This is a genomic window from Knoellia koreensis (genome assembly GCF_013041615.1).
Classification (GTDB): domain Bacteria; phylum Actinomycetota; class Actinomycetes; order Actinomycetales; family Dermatophilaceae; genus Pedococcus; species Pedococcus koreensis.
The window spans coordinates 120,260-137,796 of the sequence record NZ_JABEPQ010000003.1; the positions used below are offsets into that span (position 1 = coordinate 120,260).

Sequence of the window (17,537 nt, forward strand, 5' to 3'; positions counted from 1 at the left end):
CAAACAAGCCGGGGGCTGGGGTGACGTCAGGCGTGGAGCCAGCCGAGGCTCTCGGGGGTGGTCGCGGTGGTGGGCTTGTACTCCAGGCCGACCCACCCGGCATACCCGCGGGCCGCGAGGTCGGCGAGGTGCCGGTCGAGGTCGAGCGAGCCGCTGCCGGGCTCGCCGCGGCCGGGCGCGTCCGCGATCTGCACGTGCGCCACGCGGTCGACGTATGCCGCGATGGCGGCGTCGATGTCGTCGCCGTTGTTCGCGAGGTGGAAGAGGTCGAGGAGGAACCCGACATTCGCGTTCCCCGTGGCGCGGACGTCGTCGACCACGGCGACCGAGTCGGCGGCGGTGCGCAACGGGTAGGGCTTGGGCCCGCTGACCGACTCGACCAGCACCGTGGCACCGATGCGGTCGGCAGCCTTGGCCGCGGCCGCGATCGACTCGCGGCCGAGCTCGTCCTGTTCCTGCGGGCTGGCGTCGTCGACACGGTTGCCGAACAGGGCGTTGAACCCACTCACGCCGAGCCGCTCGCCGATGCCGACGGTGACGTCGATGTTGTCGCGGAACTCCTGCACCCGTGCGGGGATCGAGAGGACCCCGCAGTCCGGACCGGCCAGGTCGCCGGCGAAGAAGTTGAGACCGACGAGCTGCACCCCGGCGTCCTGCACAGCGCCGACGAAGGCGTCGACGTCGCGGTCACCCGGGACCGGCTGGTCCGGCCAGGGCCACCAGAACTCGACGGCATCGAAGCCGGCCGCCTTCGCGGCGGCGGGGCGCTCGAGCAGGGGCAGCTCGGTGAACAGGATCGAGCAGTTGGCCTCGTACCGCAGTCCGTGGTCGCTCATGGGTATCGCTCCTTGATGTTTCCGTATCGTGGAAACTTGTTTCCAATATGAAGAAGAGTAGAGGCGACCCCGAGTTGGGGTCAATGCGATCCGCCGTCCGTCTCAGTGGGTGGCGGCGATATATCTGCCGCGGCCGGCCCGCTCGAGCAGCGCGCTCGACGCGGTCATCGCCGCGCGGGCCAGCTCGGCCTCGTCGCGCGTCACGAGGCGGTCGCCCTCGACCACCGGGCGACCGGCGACGAGCAGCAGCTCCAGCGGGGGCCGGTCACCGAGCACCAGCCCGGCCACCGGGTCGGCGAGCCCGGCGTGCGCCAGCGTGTCCATGCGCCAGACGGCGATGTCGGCCTGCTTGCCGGGCTCCAGCGACCCGATCTGGTCGTCCCAGCCCAGCACCCGAGCGCCGCCGATCGTGGCAAGCGCCAACGCATCCCGCACACCCATCGCCGTCGGGCCGCCCTTCGCGCGCGCGAAGAGGAGTGCGTGCCGAGCCTCCTCGATGAGTGAGGTCGCCTCGTTGGAGGCGGCGCCGTCAACCCCGAGACCCACCGGCACGCCGGCGTCCACGAGGTCACGGGTGCCGCAGATCCCGGCGCCCAGCCGGGCGTTCGACGACGGGCAGTGGGCGACGCCGGTGCCCGTCGCACCGAGCACCGCGAGCGAGGCGTCGTCGAAGTGGATGCCGTGGGCAAACCACACATCCGGCCCTACCCAGCCCACCGACTCCATGAACTCGACCGGCGTCATGCCGAGCCGCTCACGGCAGTCATCGAGCTCGTCGACCGTCTCGGCCAGGTGGGTGTGCAGCCGAACTCCCTTGTCCCGAGCCAGGATCGCCGCATGCTCGAGCAGGTCGCGGGTGACCGAGAAGGGGGAGCACGGGGCGACACCGATGCGCAGCATCGAGTCGTCCGACGCGTCGTGGTGGGTGTCGATGGCCTCGGCCGTGGCTACAAGGATGGCGTCGAGGTGCTCGACGACGTGGTCCGGCGGCAGGCCGCCGGAACTCTGTCCCAGGTCCATCGACCCACGGGTGGCGAGGAACCGCAGCCCCACTCCCCCGACCGCGTCGATCTCCGCACCGAGCACGTCACCGCCGTCGGCGGGAAAGACGTAGTGGTGGTCCATCAGCGTGGTGCACCCGGTGCGCGCCAGCCACCCCGCACCAGCCGCGGCCGCAGCGCCGACGACGTCCTCGTCGATGCCGCCCCAGACCGGGTACAGCTCGGTCAGCCAACCGAAAAGCGTTGCGTCGACTGCGAGTCCGCGCGTCGCCCACTGGTAGAGGTGGTGGTGCGTGTTGACCAGGCCGGGCGTCGCGACGCAACCGGTGGCGTCGACGATGCGAGCCTCCCCGCGGTCGCCCGACGCGGCTGACGCGGCATACCGACCCTCGCCGACCGAGGCGATGCGTCCGCCCTCGACGACGACGTGTCCGACCGCGTGCTCGGTGCGCGCCGGGTCCATCGTGACGACGGTGCAGCCGTCGAGCACGAGCCGTTCGGCGGGCACGTCAGCTCCCGCGGTAGGTCGAGTAGCCGTACGGGTTGAGCAGCACCGGCACGTGGTAGTGCTCCTCGCCGTCGCTGACCGTGAAGACGATGACCACCTCCGGGTAGAAACCGTCCACCCCCGACGCCTCGAAGTAAGCGCCCGAGGCGAACCGCAGCCGGTAGTCGCCGGGGCTCAGCCGGGACGGACCGATCGACCCGACGCGACCGTCGGCATCGGTGACTCCGGAACCAATGCCTTCTCCTGCAACGGTTTCCAGCGTGACCTCGATGCCCTGCGCCGGGCGACCGACGGAGGTGTCGAGGACGTGGGTGCTGAGCGTGCTCATCGAACCGGCTCCTTCTCCCCCGCCAGGTCGCGCAGCCGCAGCAGCGCGATCTCGCGCAGCTGCGTCACGGTCTCCTCGCGTTCGGTCGTGTCGTCGTTGCCGAGCCGCCGCCGGAGCTCGGCCAGGATCTCCGGCGCCGTCCGACCGGCCGCCCGGATGATGAACACCCGGTCGAACCTTTCCTCGTATGCCGCGTTGCCGGCGGCCAGTGCACGCGTCACCTCCGCGTCGCGCGGGTCCACGCCGGCCTGCTCCCGAGCACTCGCGGCGGCGTTGTGCCCCGCGCCCGCCCGCTCGCCGATCCGCGGGTGACCCGCGAGCGCGGCGACGAGCTCGTCGTCGGTGAGCTGTGCCGCCGCGGCAGCCGCCGCGGCCTCGAGAGCCGGCCACGCGGCATACGGGCGCCCGTCGCTCACCTCGGCCACCCACCGAGGCACGGGCAGGCACTCTGCGAGCGCCCGCTCGGCCTCGGCAGGAGGCAAGGCGTTGAAGGACTCGAGGCTCACGACCCCTCCAGGAACCGCGAGCGCGCGGACAGGATCGGGTTGGCGTCGGCCACGAGGTCATCAAACCGGTAGCCGGCGATCTTCGCGATCTCGACCAGCGCGGCAGCGTGCTCCTGGGTAGGCGAGTTGTTGAGCCTGTCCCACCCGGTGCGCAGCATCTCGTCGAAGGAGTCGCGGTCGCGCACGCACAGCACGAGGGGGAAGCCGAACCGGTCCCGGTACTGCGAGGTGAGCTCGGCGAGCTCGTCGTGCTGGGCGTTGTCGAGCCGGGTCAGGCCGAGCGCCGACTGGTCCTTGAGCGAGTCCTCGCCCTCCTCGCCCTGGGCGACGCTGTCGGCGCCGAGGGTCGGGTAGGTGTCGATGAGCTGCTTCTGCTCCTCCTCGGTGGCCGAGAAGAGCGCCTCCTGGAACGCCCGTCGGAGGTCGATCGTGTCGGTGAAAGGCCTTGAGTCGTAAGCCCTTTCGACCACCCACTGCGAGCCCTGGAACAGGCTGCCGAAGGTCTCCACGAACTGCTCGCGCGACATGTCGTTGACCTCTGCCAGGCGCACGAGGCCAGCGCCCGGGGCGCCCGCCACGGCCGGACCGCGGCTGCGGCCCACGTGGTGGAAGAGGAAGTTGAGCACGATCGCGGTGATCGAGCCGAGGGTGATGCCGGACCCGAGGATGATCTGCGCCCAGTCGGGGACGGCCTTGGCGACGTCGGGCTGCGCGGTGACGTACATCGCCAGGCCGACCGAGGTCGCGACGATGACGACGTTGCGGTGGTCGTGGAAGTCGACCCGCGACAGCGTCTGGAAGCCCACGACCGCGACGGTGGCGAACATCGCGAGCGCCGCACCGCCGAGCACCGGGTGCGGGATGCCCGCGACGATCGCGCCCGCCTTGGGGATGAGGCCGATGACGATCATGATCGCGCCGGCGGCCGCCACGACGTAGCGGCTCTTGACCCGGGTGAGGCGGACGAGGCCGACGTTCTCGGCGAAGCAGGTGTAGGGGAAGGAGTTGAGGACGCCGCCGATGGTGGTGGCGAGGCCGTCGGCGCGCAGTGCGCGGGCGATGTCCTCCCGACCGACCCGCTTCTCGACGATCTCACCGGTGGCGAACACGTCACCGGTCGTCTCGACGGCGGTGATGAGCATGACCACGATCATCGAGATGATCGCCGCGATCGAGAACTTCGGCCAGCCGAAGAAGAACGGCGTCGTCACGCCGAGCCAGCTCGAGTCACCCACGCTGTCGAAGTGCGCGTCACCGAGCACCCACGCCACCAGGGTCCCGACGACCAGGCCGACGAGCACGGCCACCGTGGCCATGAATCCCTTGAACACCCGCTGGATCGCGACGATGAGGAAGAGCGTGCCGAGGGCGTAGGCGAGGTTCTTGCCGCTGCTCGGGTCGAGGTCGGGCCCGGCGCCGCCCGCCGCGTCGGCGGCCGCCACGGGCAGCAGCGCGAGGCCGATGATCGAGATCACCGAGCCGGTCACGACCGGCGGGAAGAACCGGATCAGCTTGCTGAAGTAGGGCGCGATGAAGAAGGTGAACAGACCCGCGACGATGACCGCGCCATAGATGACGAGCAGGCCGTCGGTGCCGCCGCCGGCCGCGAGGCCGATCGCGATCATCGGCGACACGGCGGTGAAGGTGACGCCCTGGAGCAGCGGCAGCCGCACCCCCACCTTCCAGAAGCCGACCGACTGGATGATCGAGGCGATGCCGCAGGTGAACAGGTCGGCGTTGATGAGGTGGATCAGCTGCTGGGTGTTGAGCCCGATCGCGCTGGCGAGCAGGATCGGCACGATGACCGCGCCGGCGTAGAACGCCAGCACGTGCTGGAAGCCGTAGATCGCGAGCTTCGGTGCGGGCAGTACCTCGTCGACGGGGTGCTTGGAGGCACGCTTCGACGCGGGCTTGGGCGAGGGCGAAGGGGCGGTGTTCTCGGTGGTGGCGCTCATGATGTCGTCCCCTTCCTCAGCAGAAACCCGGGACGGTCAGCCAGGCATCGCCGGCGTCGGAGCCGCCGTCGCGCTGCACGGTGGCCTCGATGAGGCCGTAGGGCCGGTCGGCCGCGATGAAGACCTCGCCGTTGTTCTCGGTGCCGAACGGCGAGAGGTCGACGAGGAAGTGGTGCTTGTTCGGCGCCGAGAACTTGATCTCGGCGACCTCGGGGTGGGCGTCGAGGACGGCCGACCCCATGGCGTAGAGCGTCTCCTGCAGCGCGCGGCTGTAGGTCGTGGCGAACGCCTCGAGCATGACCCGTTTGATGTCGTCGTAGGACTTGTTCCAGTCGACACCGTCAGTGCTCTCGTACCGCCAGCGCGCGACGAGCGAGGTCGCGAGAATCCGGTCGTCGGTCTCCTGGAGCGTCGTGTACTCGTCCTTGAGGTAGCCCTTGAACTCCGAGCCGGTCGACTTGAGGACGACGAGGTCCTTCAGGCCGGACACGACCCACGCCTGGCCGCTCGCGCGGTCACGGGTGACGACGGTGGTGCGCACTTCGCCGCCCCGACGGGCGAACGCGTGGTCGTGGCCCTGGCCGTCGACCTCGATGCGGTCCCACGCGTACTCCTCGACCTCGATCCGGCTGCCGGACGCGGCCTCGCAGGCGTCGAGGAAGCGGGCGCCGAGAGCCAGCGCGTAGTCCTCGGGCGAGGTGACACCGTGCTCCTTGGCGAACGCGAAGGCGGTGTTCTTCTGGGTGTCGGTTGGCAGCACGGCGGCCTGGTCGCCTGTCGTGTGCGCGTCACCGAACTCGCCGCGCAGCGCGGTCGAGACATTGAGGTCGCGGATCTCGTGCCGGGCGGTGTCGCGGTAGATCCGCACCACGCGGTTCTCCGCCTTGCCGTACTGGTTGGGTCCGAGGACATAGCTCATGGGTGCGCTCCTTTGCGCCGGTGGTGAGCGAGGGGGTGCCGATCCGGGGCGGCCGCCGGCGAGTGGGTGTGCCTTCGCCGTATGCCGCGGGCGCGGGATGAGCGCCTCAGTCGCGTTTCCGGATCGTGGAAACCTGTTTACGAATGATGGAACGGTACGCCTGCGGCGGGCGTCCGTCAACAGTTTGTTGAAGTTCGACTTGAGTGCCTGAGACCGGCCCATGGGTGGGTCTCAGGCACTCAACTCGACTAGTGGAGCAGCTTGAGGCCGATGACGCAGCCGACGATGCCGAGGATCAGCAGCACCTTGGCCAGTGACGCCGGTTCCTCTCCGGTCGCCATCGCGAACGCGACGGTGAGCGCGGCACCGATGCCCACCCACACGGCATACGACGTCCCGACGGGAAGGTCGCGCATCGCGTAGGCGAGCCCGCCCATGCTGAGCAGAATGGCGACGCCGAAGACGATGGTCGGCCCCAGCTTGCTGAAGCCCTCGGACTTGCCCAAGGCGGTCGCCCACACGGCTTCGAGCACACCCGAGACGACGAGCACGATCCACGACATGACGACTCTCCTTGGCGTCGTCTTGTCGAGGGACCGGGTACGACACCGCTCGTCCGGGGACCGATCGAGGTCCTGGCCTCAGGCTCTCAAACGCGAGCGCCGGGAGCAAAGCCAGCGAGCCCATGGTGACGAATCTGTCACTGCGACAGGTCGATCCAGCGCGCAGCGGCCTCGTAGCAGTCGGTCGGGGTGTCGTTGAAGGCCATGGCCGCGGTGGGCGCGTGCCGGCGGACGAGGTGGTGCGTCCGCTCCCGGCTCAGGCATCGGCGGCGGCCTCGCGGATGCGGTTGAGGTAGTTGTAGACCGTGAACCGGGTGAGGCCCATCGCCTCGGCCACAGTCTCGGCGCTACGGCGCATCTCGAAGGCGCCCCGCTCCTCGAGGAGTCGCACGGCGTGCTGCTTCTGCGGCCGGGAGAGCGTGTCGAGCGAGCCACCCAGCTCAGCCTCGACATCGGCGATCAGCCTGCTGAGTCCGTCGGTGAGATCCGTTGCGCCAGAGGGGGTCTGGACCGACTCGGCCAGGTCCGGCGCATTGACGTCGGCCAACGTGAGGGTGACTCGGGTGGCGCCGTTGGCCAGGGCCGCCTTGAGGGCGGCACCCACCGCGTCGACGACCGCGTCACAATCCCCCGCCACCGAGGTGCCGAGCGGCCCCAGGTCTGGCGACAGGCCGGCATACTGCAGCGCGTCGGCGGCGGCGGTGACGTGCGCGGGCAGCGCGTCGTCCTCGCCGTGGAACGGCTCGGTCGTGAACTCGGCGCGCACCCGCATGGGCGCGACGCTACCCCTTCGGCTGGGGAGCGCGGCGAGCGATGACGTCGATCGCGGCCCGGTCGAGACCGGTCAGCTCGCGCACCTCGGCCTCGTCGACGGCACCGCAGTCGAGGCCGCGGACGATGAAGTCCGACAGCGCCCGCGCGGTCGCCGGCTCGTCCATGACACCGGCGTCGACCTGGCCGACGTAGTTGCGCAGCCGCTCGGCCGCGGCCGGCAGGCCCTCGCGGAAGAACGCGTAGGTCGCGGCGTACCGGCTCGGCAGCTGGGCGGGGTGCAGGTCCCAGCCCTGGTAGTAGCCGCGTTCGAGCGACCGCCGCACGAGCCGGGCGTGCAGCGCCCAGGCCGCGCGGACCCGCTCGGTCGAGCCGACGGGCAGGATGTTGGTGGAGCCGTCGGAGAGCCGCACGCCCGTTCCGGCGGCCGCCACCTGCATGACCGCCTTGGCGTGGTCGGCGCCGGGGTGCTCCATCGACTGGTAGGCCGCGGCGATGCCGAGCGAGGCGGAGTAGTCGTAGGTGCCGTAGTGCAGCCCGGTGCAGCGACCGGCCGACGCGTGCACCATCCGGGCCACGAGCGCGGTGCCGTCGGGGCCGAGGATCGACTGCGGCGTCTCGACCTGGATCTCGAACTCCACCGCCCCGGCCTTCAAAACCAGGGACTCCTCGATCCGCTCACAGGCGACGACCATGGCCTCGACCTGCTCCACCGACGTGACCTTGGGCAGCGTGACGACGAATCCCGTTGGCAGCGTGGCGGTTTCGCGGTCGGCGATGGCGGAGAGGAAGGCCACCAGCGTTCGTATGCCGCGGGCGCGCGTGGGTGCCTCGAAGGACTTGAAGCGGATGCCGGTGAACGGCGCGCCGCTGCCGCGGTCGGCGGCCTCACGCAGCGCGGCCACCGCGGCCTCGACCGCGGCATCCTCGTCGGCGTCGGGTCGCGCGCCGTAGCCGTCCTCGAAGTCGACCCGCAGGTCCTCGACCGGCTCGGCCGCGAGCTTGGCCCGCACGCGCCGCTCGACCTCGTCCGCGAGCTCGGGCTCGAGGCCGACGGCCTCGGCGAACGCGCCGTCGGCGCCGTGCTCGTCGAGGGCGGCCAGCGCCTCGCTCCCCCACCGCGACACCAGGTCAGGGGTCACCTTGTCGGCGGGCACATAGACGGTGTGCACCGGCTGTCGGGTGGGTCGCTCGCCCGGGAACTGTCGCGCCAGAGCGGCATCCGCCGCAGCGAGGCGCTGGTCGAGCTCGCCGGTCAGGGTGGTCAGCAGGTCGTTCTCCACGGTCGTCACCGCGTCTCCTCGTCGTCGATGGTGGCGTCGGCGTGGCCGGAGTCCTCGGCTGCCCGGCGAACGGCCGCGGCCACCGCGGGTGCCACCTCGGAGTCGAAGACGCTCGGCACGATGTAGCTCGCGTTGAGCTGGTCCGGGTGGACGCAGTCGGCGATGGCCGTGGCGGCGGCGATCATCATCTCGCTGGTGATGTCACGGGCACCCGCGTCGAGGAGCCCGCGGAAGAACCCCGGAAACGCCAGCACGTTGTTGATCTGGTTCGCGTAGTCGGACCGACCGGTCGCCACCACGGCCGCCGTCCTGCTCGCCGCCACCGGGTCGACCTCGGGGTCGGGGTTGGCGAGCGCGAACACGATGGCACCGGGCTCCATCGTGGCGATGTCGTCACCCGTGAGCAGGTTGGGCGCCGAGACCCCGATGAAGACGTCGGCGCCGGCAAGCACCTGCTTGAGGGTGCCGCTCACGCGACGGGGGTTGGTGTGACCCGCGATCCAGCCTCGGAACTCGTCGCTGTGCTGGGTCGCCGGGTCGGGGTCGAGGGCTCCGTGGCGGTCGCAGCCGACGATGTCGGTGTACCCCTGCGCGTCGAGCAGCCGCACGATCGCGTGGCCTGCCGCGCCGACACCGGAGACGACCACCTTGACGTCCTCGGGCTTCTTGCCCACGACCCGCAGCGCATTCGTCAGGGCGGCGAGCACCACGATCGCGGTGCCGTGCTGGTCGTCGTGGAAGACGGGGATGTCCAGCTCGTCGCGCAGCCGCTGCTCGATCTCGAAGCACCGCGGCGCCGAGATGTCCTCGAGGTTGATGCCGCCGTAGACCGGGGCGACCGCCTTGACCGTGCGGATGATCTCCTCGGTGTCCTGGGTGTCGAGACACACCGGCCAGGCGTCGACCCCGGCGAACTGCTTGAACAGAGCGGCCTTGCCCTCCATCACGGGCAGGGCGGCCTCGGGGCCGATGTTGCCGAGCCCGAGCACTGCGGATCCGTCGGTGACGACGGCCACCGTGTTGCGCTTGATCGTGAGCCGCCTTGCGTCGTCAGGGTTTTCGGCGATGGCCATGCAGACGCGAGCCACGCCCGGCGTGTAGGCGCGGGACAGGTCGTCGCGGTGCTTGAGCGGCACCGTCGGCACGACCTCGAGCTTGCCGCCGAGGTGCAGCAGGAAGGTGCGGTCGCTGACCTTGCGCACGGTCACGCCGGGGACGGCGGCGATCTTCTCGGTGATCCGGTCGGCGTGCTCGGCGTCGGAGGCGTTGCAGGTGACGTCGACGACGAGGCTGCCGGCCCTGGACTCGACGACGTCGAGAGCGGTCAGTGCACCGCCGGCCTCCGCGACGGCGGCGGCCACCACACCCGTCGTGTCGACCGCGGCCGGGGCCTGGACCCGGACGGTGATGGAGTACCCGGGGCTCGGAGCCGCCATGACAGACCTCGCACTTCCACGATACGGATTCTTGATTCTGACAAGTGGAAGGGTAGGCCGTGGTCCGCTTCCCCCACAAGCACCGCACGGCATACGAGACGACGTCGCCCGCCCGGCCCCGCACGAACCGTGCGGTTACTGTGCGACCCGTGACGATGAGCGAGCTCACCGGCGCCCCCGACCGCGGGGCGCTGCCCCCACGCGCCCTCATCATCACCGTCCTCGGCCTCTATGTCCGCGAGGCCGGCGGGTGGATCAGCGTCAGCGCCCTCATCCGGCTGATGGCCGCGACCGGCGTCGACGAGCAGGCCGTCCGCTCGGCGCTGACGCGGCTCAAGAAGCGCGGCATCGTCGAGGCCGAGCGCCGCGGCGGCGCCGCGGGCTACGCCCTGTCGGCCTACGCGCGGCAGGTGCTCGAGGTCGGCGACCGCCGCATCTTCGCCCGTCCCGGCAGCGACGACCGCGACTGGGTCGTCGTCGTCTTCTCGGTGCCCGAGTCCGAGCGAGCCAAGCGCCACGCGCTGCGAAGTCGCCTGTCCTGGTTGGGTTTTGGCACCGTCGCCAACGGCGTTTGGATCGCGCCGGCGCACATTGCCGACGACACCCGCGAGGTGCTCGTGCAGGACGGCCTCGAACCCTACGTCGACCTCTTCCGTGCGGAGTACCTCGCCTTCGGCGAGCCTGCTGCGAAGGTCGCGCGGTGGTGGGACCTCACGACCCTGCAGGACCTGTATGCCGCGTTCGAGGCGGAGTACGCCCCGGTCCTGCGGCGGTGGGTCGCCACCGGCGCCGCAGACAGCACCGACGCCCGCGCGGAGGCCTTCGGCGACTACGTGCGGGCCCTGACAGCCTGGCGCCGGCTGCCGTTCCTTGACCCCGGGCTGCCCGCCGACCTGCTCCCCAGCCCCTGGTCGGGCACCGCCGCCGCCGAGACGTTCTTCGCGCTGCGCGACCGGCTCGAGGCGCGGGCCCACGACTACGTCACCGAGGGGCAGGCACCCGCAGCCGCTCGTCGGGGATGACGGCGACGCCCATGATCTCGATGAGCGCCTCGGGCTGCCAGAGGCCGGTCGTGCCGATGCCGGCCATCGCGGGGTAGACCGGCCCGGCCAGCTCACGCCATACCTTCCCGATCTCGCGCCCGTGCGCCTGGTAGTCGGGGATGTCGGTGAGGAAGATCGTGATGCTCACGAGGTCGCTCGGCACACCGCCGGCTTCGGCGACGGTGGCGAGCACGTTGCCGAACGCCTGCCGGAACTGCTCGACGATTCCCCCGGGCACGATCTTCATGTCGGCGTCGAGGGCGGTCTGCCCGCCGAGGTAGAGCGTGTTGCCCGAGAGGGTGCCGTGGGAGAAGCCGCTCGGCACGGGCAGCGTCGCCGGGTTGACGGTCACGGGGGTCAGCGGGTGCGTCGTCATGGACCGAGGGTAGCCCACCTATTGACGTTTGGCGACGATCGTGAAAATCTCGCTATATCCGAACGCAAGGGAGCGCGAGATGGAACCGGACTTCAGCAAGTACCAGCTCGAGGGCGACCCCTCGATGTACGCCAACGAGTCCGGGCTGGTGGTCCCGTTCGTGACCCGCGCCGGGTCCGAGGAGGGCAACACCGGCCAGTCCGACGGCGCGAGCCGCATCTCCGGCGTGAGCATCCAGCACACGCCCGCCACCAAGCTGTGGTTCGGCAAGGTGAGCAACGACGCCGGCTACCGCTCGGTCCCCCACCACCACGGCGAGGCCGAGACCGGCGGCTACGTGTTGTCCGGCCGCGCCCGCATCTACTTCGGCGAGCGGTTCGAGGACTACCTCGACATGTCCGAGGGCGACTGGGTGTTCGTGCCGCCGTTCATGCCCCACGTCGAGTGCAACCTCGACCGCAACAACCCGCTGACCTGGATGACGACCCGCACGCCCGAGAACATCGTCGTCAACCTCCCGCAGGTCAGTGACGACGACCTGCGCGACTGGAACAGCCGCCCGTGAGGCCGTCCGCGTCGTCACCGACCTCGGAGGTCTTCACGCGGGCCGTCACCCTGACGCCCGCCGACCCCGAGCTGTTCGACGTCGCGTTCACCGCCACGACCCAGCCGTGTCCCTGGCCCAAGGCCTACGGGGGCGACATGGTCGCGCAGGCCGCCGCCGCCGCGATGCGCACCGTCACCGACGGCAAGACGCTGCACTCGATGCACAGCTACTTCATGCGCCCCGTCGACATCGGCGCCGCCGTCACCTACGAGGTCGAGCTGCTGCGCGACGGTCGCGGCTACTCCACCCGCCAGGTGCGCGCGATCCAGAGCGGCAAGGTCGCCTACGTCTGCCTCGCGGGCTTCGCCGCCGGGGAGAAGAGCAGTGGGTATGCCGCGTCCGCGCCGACCGAGGTGCCGTCACCGGAGTCGTTGCCGAGCTCCGCGGCCTACCTGGCGGACATCGCGCCCGGCGACGGAACGACGATGACCGAGGAGTCCAAGGAGTACTGGTCGAGCGGGCGCAGCTTCGACATGCGACACGTGCCGGGTCCGATCTACGTGTGCGTGGACGGCGGGGCGACACCGCAGCAGGCGTTGTGGGTCAAGGCCTTTGACGCACTGCGGCCTGTTCAAGGCTTAGCGGACGACCAGCGCGACCTGGCCGCGCTCGCCTACGTGTGCGACTACACGATCCTCGAGCCGGTCCTGCGCACGCTCGACCTGGCCTGGGCCGATCCGGGCCTCGTCACCGCGAGCCTCGACCACGCCATGTGGTTCCACCGGCCGCCCGCGCCGGGTGACCTCGACGGCTGGCTGCTCTACACCCAGGAGGCCGTCGCGGCCGATGCCGGTCGTGGGGTCGGCCTGGGCCGGTTCTTCACCCCCGACGGACGCCACCTGGCCACCGTCGTGCAGGAAGGCATGATCCGCCCCGCCACGAAAGGCCAGTGATGACAACGGAGTCCACTGTCACCCTCACCCCGAGCGGCTACACCGACACGTTCGCGCGCGACCACCTCCCGCCGGCCGCGCAGTGGCCCACGCTGGAGTTCACGACGCCGGACCTCCAGTACCCCGAGCGGCTCAATGCGGCCGCCGAACTGCTCGACGTGGCCGTCGACCGGTGGGGTGCCGACCGGCCGGCGCTGAGGACGCCGGATGGTGCGGAGTGGACCTACGGCGAGCTCCAGCGCAGGGTCAACCAGGTCGCGCAGGTACTCGTGGAGGACCTGGGACTGGAGCCCGGCAACCGGGTGCTGCTGCGCTCCCCCAACAACCCGTGGACCGTCGTGTCCTGGCTCGCGGTCCTCAAGGCGGGCGGCATCGTCGTCACCACGATGGCCGCGTTGCGGGCGCGCGAGCTCGGGCCGATCGTGGCCCGGACCAAGCCCGTGATCGCGCTCGTCGACCACCGGTTCATCGAGGACGTGGCGGTCGTGCGCGACACCGAGGCGCCCGACCTCGTCGTGGTCGCCTACGGCGGTGAGGTCGAGGACGACCTCACTCGTCGGGCCGAGGGGAAGTCCGGCGAGTTCGTCGCCGTCGACACCGCGGCCGACGACGTCGCCCTGTTCGGCCCCACGTCGGGCAGCACCGGCGTCCCCAAGATCACCACTCACTTTCACCGCGACGTGCTGTCGATCGACAACACCTTCGGCAGGCACGTGCTGCGGCTCGAGCCCGACGACGTGGTGTCCTGCACGGCTCCGTTCGCCTTCACGTTCGGGCTCGGGATGTTGGTCGTCTTCACGCTCCGGGCCGGGGCCAGCGCGCTGCTCACCGAGGCGGCGACGCCGGTCGAGCTCGCCGATCTCGTTGCGACACAAGGGGTGACGGTGCTCGCGACTGCCCCCACGGCATACAAGCAGATCGTGAAGTCGGGCAACCTCGACAAGCTGCGCGGCCTGCGCGCGGCGGTCAGCGCCGGCGAGCACATCCCTCAGGAGCTGTGGGAGACGGTCCGCGACGAGCTCGGGCTGCGCATCATCGACGGCATCGGCGCGACCGAGATGCTGCACATCTTCATCTCGGCCGCGGGTGACGACATCCGTCCGGGCGCCACCGGCAAGCCCGTGCCCGGCTACCGCGCGACGATCCTCGGCGACGACGACCAGCCGGTGCCTGCGGGCACCGAGGGGCGGCTTGCCGTGATCGGCCCGGTCGGTTGCCGCTACCTCGACGACGACCGGCAGCGCGCCTACGTCGTCGACGGGTGGAACGTCACCGGTGACACGTTCCTCGAGGACGAGGACGGCTACTTCCACTACCGCGCGCGCACCGACTCGATGATCGTGTCGTCGGGCTACAACATCGGCGCACCCGAGGTGGAGGCCGCGATCGACGGCCACCCCGACGTCGTTGAGGCCGGTGTCGTCGGCGAGCCGGACCCCGAACGCGGCTGCATCGTCAGCGCGTTCGTCGTGTTGCGCGAGGGTGTTGTCGCCGACGACGCCAAGGTCAAGGAGATCCAGGACCACGTGAAGTCGACCATCGCGCCGTACAAGTACCCGAGGCGGATTCGGTTCGTGGAGGCGTTGCCCCGCAACACTTCTGGCAAGCTCCAGCACTTCAAGCTGCGCGAGCTGACCACGCAGGAGGAGCAGTCATGAGGATCGCGATCGTCGGCGGTGGCCCGGGCGGGCTCTACCTCGCGGCCCTGATGAAGCAGCTCGACCCGACCCACGAGGTGACCGTCTGGGAGCGCAACGCCCCCGACGACACGTTCGGCTTCGGCGTGGTGTTCTCGGACGAGACACTGGGCGGCATCGAGAGCGCGGACACGGCGATCTACTCCGCGATGGAGAGCCGGTTCGCGCGTTGGACCGACATCGACGTCGACGTCGACGGACGCTCGTTCACCATCGGCGGCCAGGGTTTCGCAGCGATGAGCCGCAAGGAGCTGCTGCACATCCTCCAGGCGCGGGTCGCCGAGCTCGGCGTCACCATCCACTACCGCACCGAGGCACCCGATCCCGACGAGCTGCGCGCCACCCACGACCTGGTCGTCGCCGCCGACGGGCTCAACTCGGCCGTGCGCACGCGCTACGCCGACGCGTTCCGCCCCGACCTCGACCGACGCCACAACAAGTACATCTGGTTCGGCACCGACCTGGTCTTCGAGGCGTTCCAGTTCATCGTCAAGAACACCGAGTTCGGCACGATGCAGATCCACGGCTACCCCTACTCCGACAAGGGATCCACCTTCATCGTCGAGATGCACGAGGACGTCTGGCGCCGGGCCGGGTTCGACCGCACCGAGGACGAGGTCTTCCCGCCGGGGGTGTCGGACGAGTATGCCGTGGAGCGGGTTGGTGAGATCTTCGCCCGCGAGCTGGGTGGTCACCAGATCCTCACCAACAACTCCAAGTGGCTGAGCTTCACCACCGTGCGCAACGAGAGCTGGCACGACGGCAACGTCGTCCTCATCGGCGACGCCGCGCACACCGCCCACTTCTCGATCGGCTCGGGCACCAAGCTCGCGATGGAGGACGCCCTCGCGCTGGCCGCCTGCCTCCACGAGCACCAGACCGTGGAAGCCGCGCTCACGGCATACCAGGAGGAACGCAAGCCGGTCGTCGAGTCGACCCAGCGCGCCGCCCAGGCAAGCCTGGAGTGGTTCGAGAACATCGGCATGTATGCCGACCAGGACCCCGACCAGTTCGTCTTCAACCTCCTCACCCGGTCGCGGCGCATCACGTTCGAGAACCTCAAGGACCGTGACGCCGCCTTCGCCGCGCGCACCCAGGCGGCCTTCGCCCGCACCGAGGGTGAGGGCGACGAGTCGGCTCCGGCGATGTTCCAGCCAACCCACATCGGCCCGTTGCGGCTGAAGAACCGGATCGTGTTGTCTCCCATGGACATGTACGTCGCGGTCGACGGTGTGCCGGGCGAGTTCCACCTCGTCCACCTCGGGTCGAAGGCGCTCGGCGGCGCCGGGCTGGTCATGACCGAGATGACCTGCGTCTCCCCGGAGGGACGCATCACGCCGGGCTGTCCGGGCCTGTGGACCGACGAGCAGCGCGACGCGTGGGCGCGGGTGACCGAGTTCGTCCACAGCCGCAGCACCGCGAAGATCGGGCTCCAGCTCGGCCACTCCGGCCGCAAGGGGTCGACCAAGCTCATGTGGGAGGGCATCGACGAGCCGCTCGAGGACGGCAACTGGGAGGTCATCGGGCCGTCCGCGCTGGCCTACGGCGACGGCTGCCACCTGCCGCGCGAGATGACCCGCGCCGACATGGACAAGGTCGTCGCCGACTTCCGCGAGGCGGCGCGGCGCGGCGTGGACGCAGGCTTCGACCTGGTCGAGGTGCACGCGGCCCACGGCTACCTGCTGTCGTCCTTCATCTCCCCCATCTCCAACCAGCGCACCGACGAGTACGGCGGCTCCGTCGAAAACCGGCTGCGGTTCCCCCTGGAGGTCTTCGATGCTGTCCGTGAGGTCGTGCCCGCCGCGATCCCTGTCACCGTAAGGATTTCCGCCACCGACTGGGTGCCGGACGGCAACACCGAGCACGACGCAGTGGTTATCGCTCGGGCCTTCGTCGAGCACGGCGCCGCGGCGATCGACGTGTCCTCCGGCCAGGTCACCAAGGACGAGCAGCCGGCCTTCGGCCGGTCGTACCAGACGCCCTTCGCCGACCGCATCCGCCACGAGGTCGCCCAGCCCGCCGGCGTGGCCGTCATCGCGGTGGGCGCGATCTCGTCCTACGACGACGTCAACTCGATCCTGCTCGCGGGTCGCGCCGACCTGTGCGCGCTCGGCCGGACCCACCTCTACGACCCCCAGTGGACGCTGCACGCGGCCGCCGAGCAGGAGTATGCCGGTCCGGCGGCCGAGTGGCCCGACCCCTGGGCCGCAGGACGGCGCCGTCCGCCGACGGCTCGCACCGACAAGATCCCACCCCGGCTCGCGCTCCTGCGCGACGGAGATCAGGACGAGGTGCACCTGCGCTGGCGCCCGAACTCCTTTGAGGGGCAAGGCGATCCGCGCGGCGTCGACTTGGCGTCGTCCGTCTCGGCATGAGGTCCGCCACGCGCCGGTCGACGGTCCAGTGGGTCGATACCGACGCAGCAGGCATCCACCACAACACCCTCGTCAACCGGCTGGTGGAGGCCGCCGAGGCCCAGCTCGTCCAGCATGCCGGCCTCGACCTCGGCGCCTACTTCCCGGTGACGCCCCGGGTGCGGTTCGAGGCGGACTACGAGGCGCCGCTGTTCTTCAGCCAGGAGGTCACGACCACTCTGTCCGTCGCGGCCGTCGGTACCTCGTCGCTCACCTACGAGTTCGAGATCTGGGGCGAGGCTTTCGACGGCCACCACCGACGACGCGCTGCGAAGGGTCGCTACGTCGTCGTCCACCTCGACGAGGCCGACCACGGCGCCGGTGCCGCGAGCAGCCCCTGGCCGGACGAGTGGCTCTCAGCGCTCGGCGACGCCGACTGACCAGGGCGACCACACGGCATA

General features: G+C 70.4%; 17 protein-coding genes and 1 riboswitch. Of the genes, 6 read left to right on the plus strand and 11 right to left on the minus strand.

Annotated elements, in window-relative coordinates:
* Positions 1-26: 26 nt before the first annotated feature.
* From HJG52_RS14120 to HJG52_RS14165, 10 genes are all read right to left on the minus strand, one after another.
* Complete coding sequence (locus HJG52_RS14120) at positions 27-821, minus strand: hydroxypyruvate isomerase family protein (protein WP_206070900.1); 795 nt, start codon at positions 819-821, stop codon at positions 27-29.
* A 117-nt stretch (positions 822-938) separates the two neighbouring features.
* Positions 939-2,345, minus strand: a complete 1,407-nt coding sequence (locus HJG52_RS14125) for an 8-oxoguanine deaminase (RefSeq protein ID WP_346767753.1) — start codon at positions 2,343-2,345, stop codon at positions 939-941.
* A 1-nt stretch (position 2,346) separates the two neighbouring features.
* The gene (gene uraH, locus HJG52_RS14130; RefSeq protein WP_171244270.1) at positions 2,347-2,673 is read right to left on the minus strand and encodes a hydroxyisourate hydrolase; all 327 of its coding nucleotides are present in this window, start codon (positions 2,671-2,673) and stop codon (positions 2,347-2,349) included.
* A complete protein-coding gene (uraD, locus tag HJG52_RS14135) occupies positions 2,670-3,179 on the minus strand; it encodes a 2-oxo-4-hydroxy-4-carboxy-5-ureidoimidazoline decarboxylase (protein WP_171244271.1) in 510 nt (169 codons plus the stop codon). Before uraD (HJG52_RS14135) ends, uraH begins: the two co-directional genes overlap by 4 nt.
* A complete protein-coding gene (gene uraD / locus HJG52_RS14140; RefSeq protein ID WP_171244272.1) occupies positions 3,176-5,134 on the minus strand; it encodes a 2-oxo-4-hydroxy-4-carboxy-5-ureidoimidazoline decarboxylase in 1,959 nt (652 codons plus the stop codon). The genes uraD (HJG52_RS14135) and uraD (HJG52_RS14140) overlap by 4 nt, the downstream gene beginning before the upstream one ends.
* 16 nt (positions 5,135-5,150) lie before the next feature.
* A complete protein-coding gene (pucL, locus tag HJG52_RS14145; RefSeq protein ID WP_171244273.1) occupies positions 5,151-6,053 on the minus strand; it encodes a factor-independent urate hydroxylase in 903 nt (300 codons plus the stop codon).
* 248 nt (positions 6,054-6,301) lie between these two features.
* On the minus strand, positions 6,302-6,616 hold the full coding sequence (locus tag HJG52_RS14150) for a DMT family transporter (protein ID WP_171244274.1): 315 nt from the start codon (positions 6,614-6,616) through the stop codon (positions 6,302-6,304).
* 11 nt (positions 6,617-6,627) lie between these two features.
* Positions 6,628-6,693, minus strand: a riboswitch (guanidine-III (ykkC-III) riboswitch).
* A 179-nt stretch (positions 6,694-6,872) separates the two neighbouring features.
* Positions 6,873-7,388, minus strand: a complete 516-nt coding sequence (locus HJG52_RS20930) for a helix-turn-helix domain-containing protein (protein ID WP_171244275.1) — start codon at positions 7,386-7,388, stop codon at positions 6,873-6,875.
* A 10-nt stretch (positions 7,389-7,398) separates the two neighbouring features.
* Entirely contained in the window at positions 7,399-8,679 is a 1,281-nt protein-coding gene (locus HJG52_RS14160) for a DUF6986 family protein (protein ID WP_171244276.1), read from the minus strand.
* Positions 8,676-10,106 carry an NAD-dependent malic enzyme gene (locus HJG52_RS14165; protein ID WP_171244277.1) on the minus strand — a complete coding sequence of 477 codons (1,431 nt, stop codon included), beginning with the start codon at positions 10,104-10,106 and terminating at the stop codon, positions 8,676-8,678. Before HJG52_RS14165 ends, HJG52_RS14160 begins: the two co-directional genes overlap by 4 nt.
* A 59-nt stretch (positions 10,107-10,165) precedes the next feature.
* Between HJG52_RS14165 and HJG52_RS14170 the strand changes: the two genes are divergently transcribed.
* A complete protein-coding gene (locus HJG52_RS14170) occupies positions 10,166-11,128 on the plus strand; it encodes a PaaX family transcriptional regulator (protein WP_346767754.1) in 963 nt (320 codons plus the stop codon).
* On the opposite strand, the gene HJG52_RS14175 is transcribed toward HJG52_RS14170, so the two are convergent.
* Positions 11,088-11,525, minus strand: coding sequence for a RidA family protein (locus tag HJG52_RS14175; RefSeq protein WP_171244278.1), 438 nt, complete (start codon positions 11,523-11,525; stop codon positions 11,088-11,090). The two genes, HJG52_RS14170 and HJG52_RS14175, sit on opposite strands and share 41 nt — an antisense overlap.
* 79 nt (positions 11,526-11,604) lie before the next feature.
* Between HJG52_RS14175 and HJG52_RS14180 the strand changes: the two genes are divergently transcribed.
* The 5 genes from HJG52_RS14180 to HJG52_RS14200 are packed head-to-tail and all read left to right on the plus strand — an operon-like array spanning position 11,605 to position 17,516.
* Complete coding sequence (locus tag HJG52_RS14180; protein WP_171244279.1) at positions 11,605-12,090, plus strand: cupin domain-containing protein; 486 nt, start codon at positions 11,605-11,607, stop codon at positions 12,088-12,090.
* Positions 12,087-13,025 (plus strand): acyl-CoA thioesterase domain-containing protein, encoded by a 939-nt coding sequence (locus tag HJG52_RS14185; protein ID WP_171244280.1) that lies wholly within the window; start codon positions 12,087-12,089, stop codon positions 13,023-13,025. Before HJG52_RS14180 ends, HJG52_RS14185 begins: the two co-directional genes overlap by 4 nt.
* Complete coding sequence (locus HJG52_RS14190; RefSeq protein WP_171244281.1) at positions 13,025-14,683, plus strand: AMP-binding protein; 1,659 nt, start codon at positions 13,025-13,027, stop codon at positions 14,681-14,683. Before HJG52_RS14185 ends, HJG52_RS14190 begins: the two co-directional genes overlap by 1 nt.
* Positions 14,680-17,097 carry a bifunctional salicylyl-CoA 5-hydroxylase/oxidoreductase gene (locus HJG52_RS14195; protein WP_171244282.1) on the plus strand — a complete coding sequence of 806 codons (2,418 nt, stop codon included), beginning with the start codon at positions 14,680-14,682 and terminating at the stop codon, positions 17,095-17,097. Before HJG52_RS14190 ends, HJG52_RS14195 begins: the two co-directional genes overlap by 4 nt.
* Complete coding sequence (locus tag HJG52_RS14200) at positions 17,094-17,516, plus strand: acyl-CoA thioesterase (RefSeq protein ID WP_171244283.1); 423 nt, start codon at positions 17,094-17,096, stop codon at positions 17,514-17,516. The genes HJG52_RS14195 and HJG52_RS14200 overlap by 4 nt, the downstream gene beginning before the upstream one ends.
* Positions 17,517-17,537 lie beyond the last annotated feature (21 nt).

Excerpts from the sequence above, each read along its gene's own strand:
- uraH (WP_171244270.1), bottom strand. The coding sequence starts at position 2,673 with ATGAGCACGCTCAGCACCCACGTCCTCGACACCTCCGTCGGTCGCCCG.
- uraD (WP_171244272.1), bottom strand. The coding sequence starts at position 5,134 with ATGAGCGCCACCACCGAGAACACCGCCCCTTCGCCCTCGCCCAAGCCC.
- pucL (WP_171244273.1), bottom strand. The coding sequence starts at position 6,053 with ATGAGCTATGTCCTCGGACCCAACCAGTACGGCAAGGCGGAGAACCGC.
- HJG52_RS14150 (WP_171244274.1), bottom strand. The coding sequence starts at position 6,616 with ATGTCGTGGATCGTGCTCGTCGTCTCGGGTGTGCTCGAAGCCGTGTGG.
- HJG52_RS20930 (WP_171244275.1), bottom strand. The coding sequence starts at position 7,388 with ATGCGGGTGCGCGCCGAGTTCACGACCGAGCCGTTCCACGGCGAGGAC.
- HJG52_RS14165 (WP_171244277.1), bottom strand. The coding sequence starts at position 10,106 with ATGGCGGCTCCGAGCCCCGGGTACTCCATCACCGTCCGGGTCCAGGCC.
- HJG52_RS14175 (WP_171244278.1), bottom strand. The coding sequence starts at position 11,525 with ATGACGACGCACCCGCTGACCCCCGTGACCGTCAACCCGGCGACGCTG.
- HJG52_RS14180 (WP_171244279.1), top strand. The coding sequence starts at position 11,605 with ATGGAACCGGACTTCAGCAAGTACCAGCTCGAGGGCGACCCCTCGATG.
- HJG52_RS14190 (WP_171244281.1), top strand. The coding sequence starts at position 13,025 with ATGACAACGGAGTCCACTGTCACCCTCACCCCGAGCGGCTACACCGAC.
- HJG52_RS14195 (WP_171244282.1), top strand. The coding sequence starts at position 14,680 with ATGAGGATCGCGATCGTCGGCGGTGGCCCGGGCGGGCTCTACCTCGCG.
- HJG52_RS14200 (WP_171244283.1), top strand. The coding sequence starts at position 17,094 with ATGAGGTCCGCCACGCGCCGGTCGACGGTCCAGTGGGTCGATACCGAC.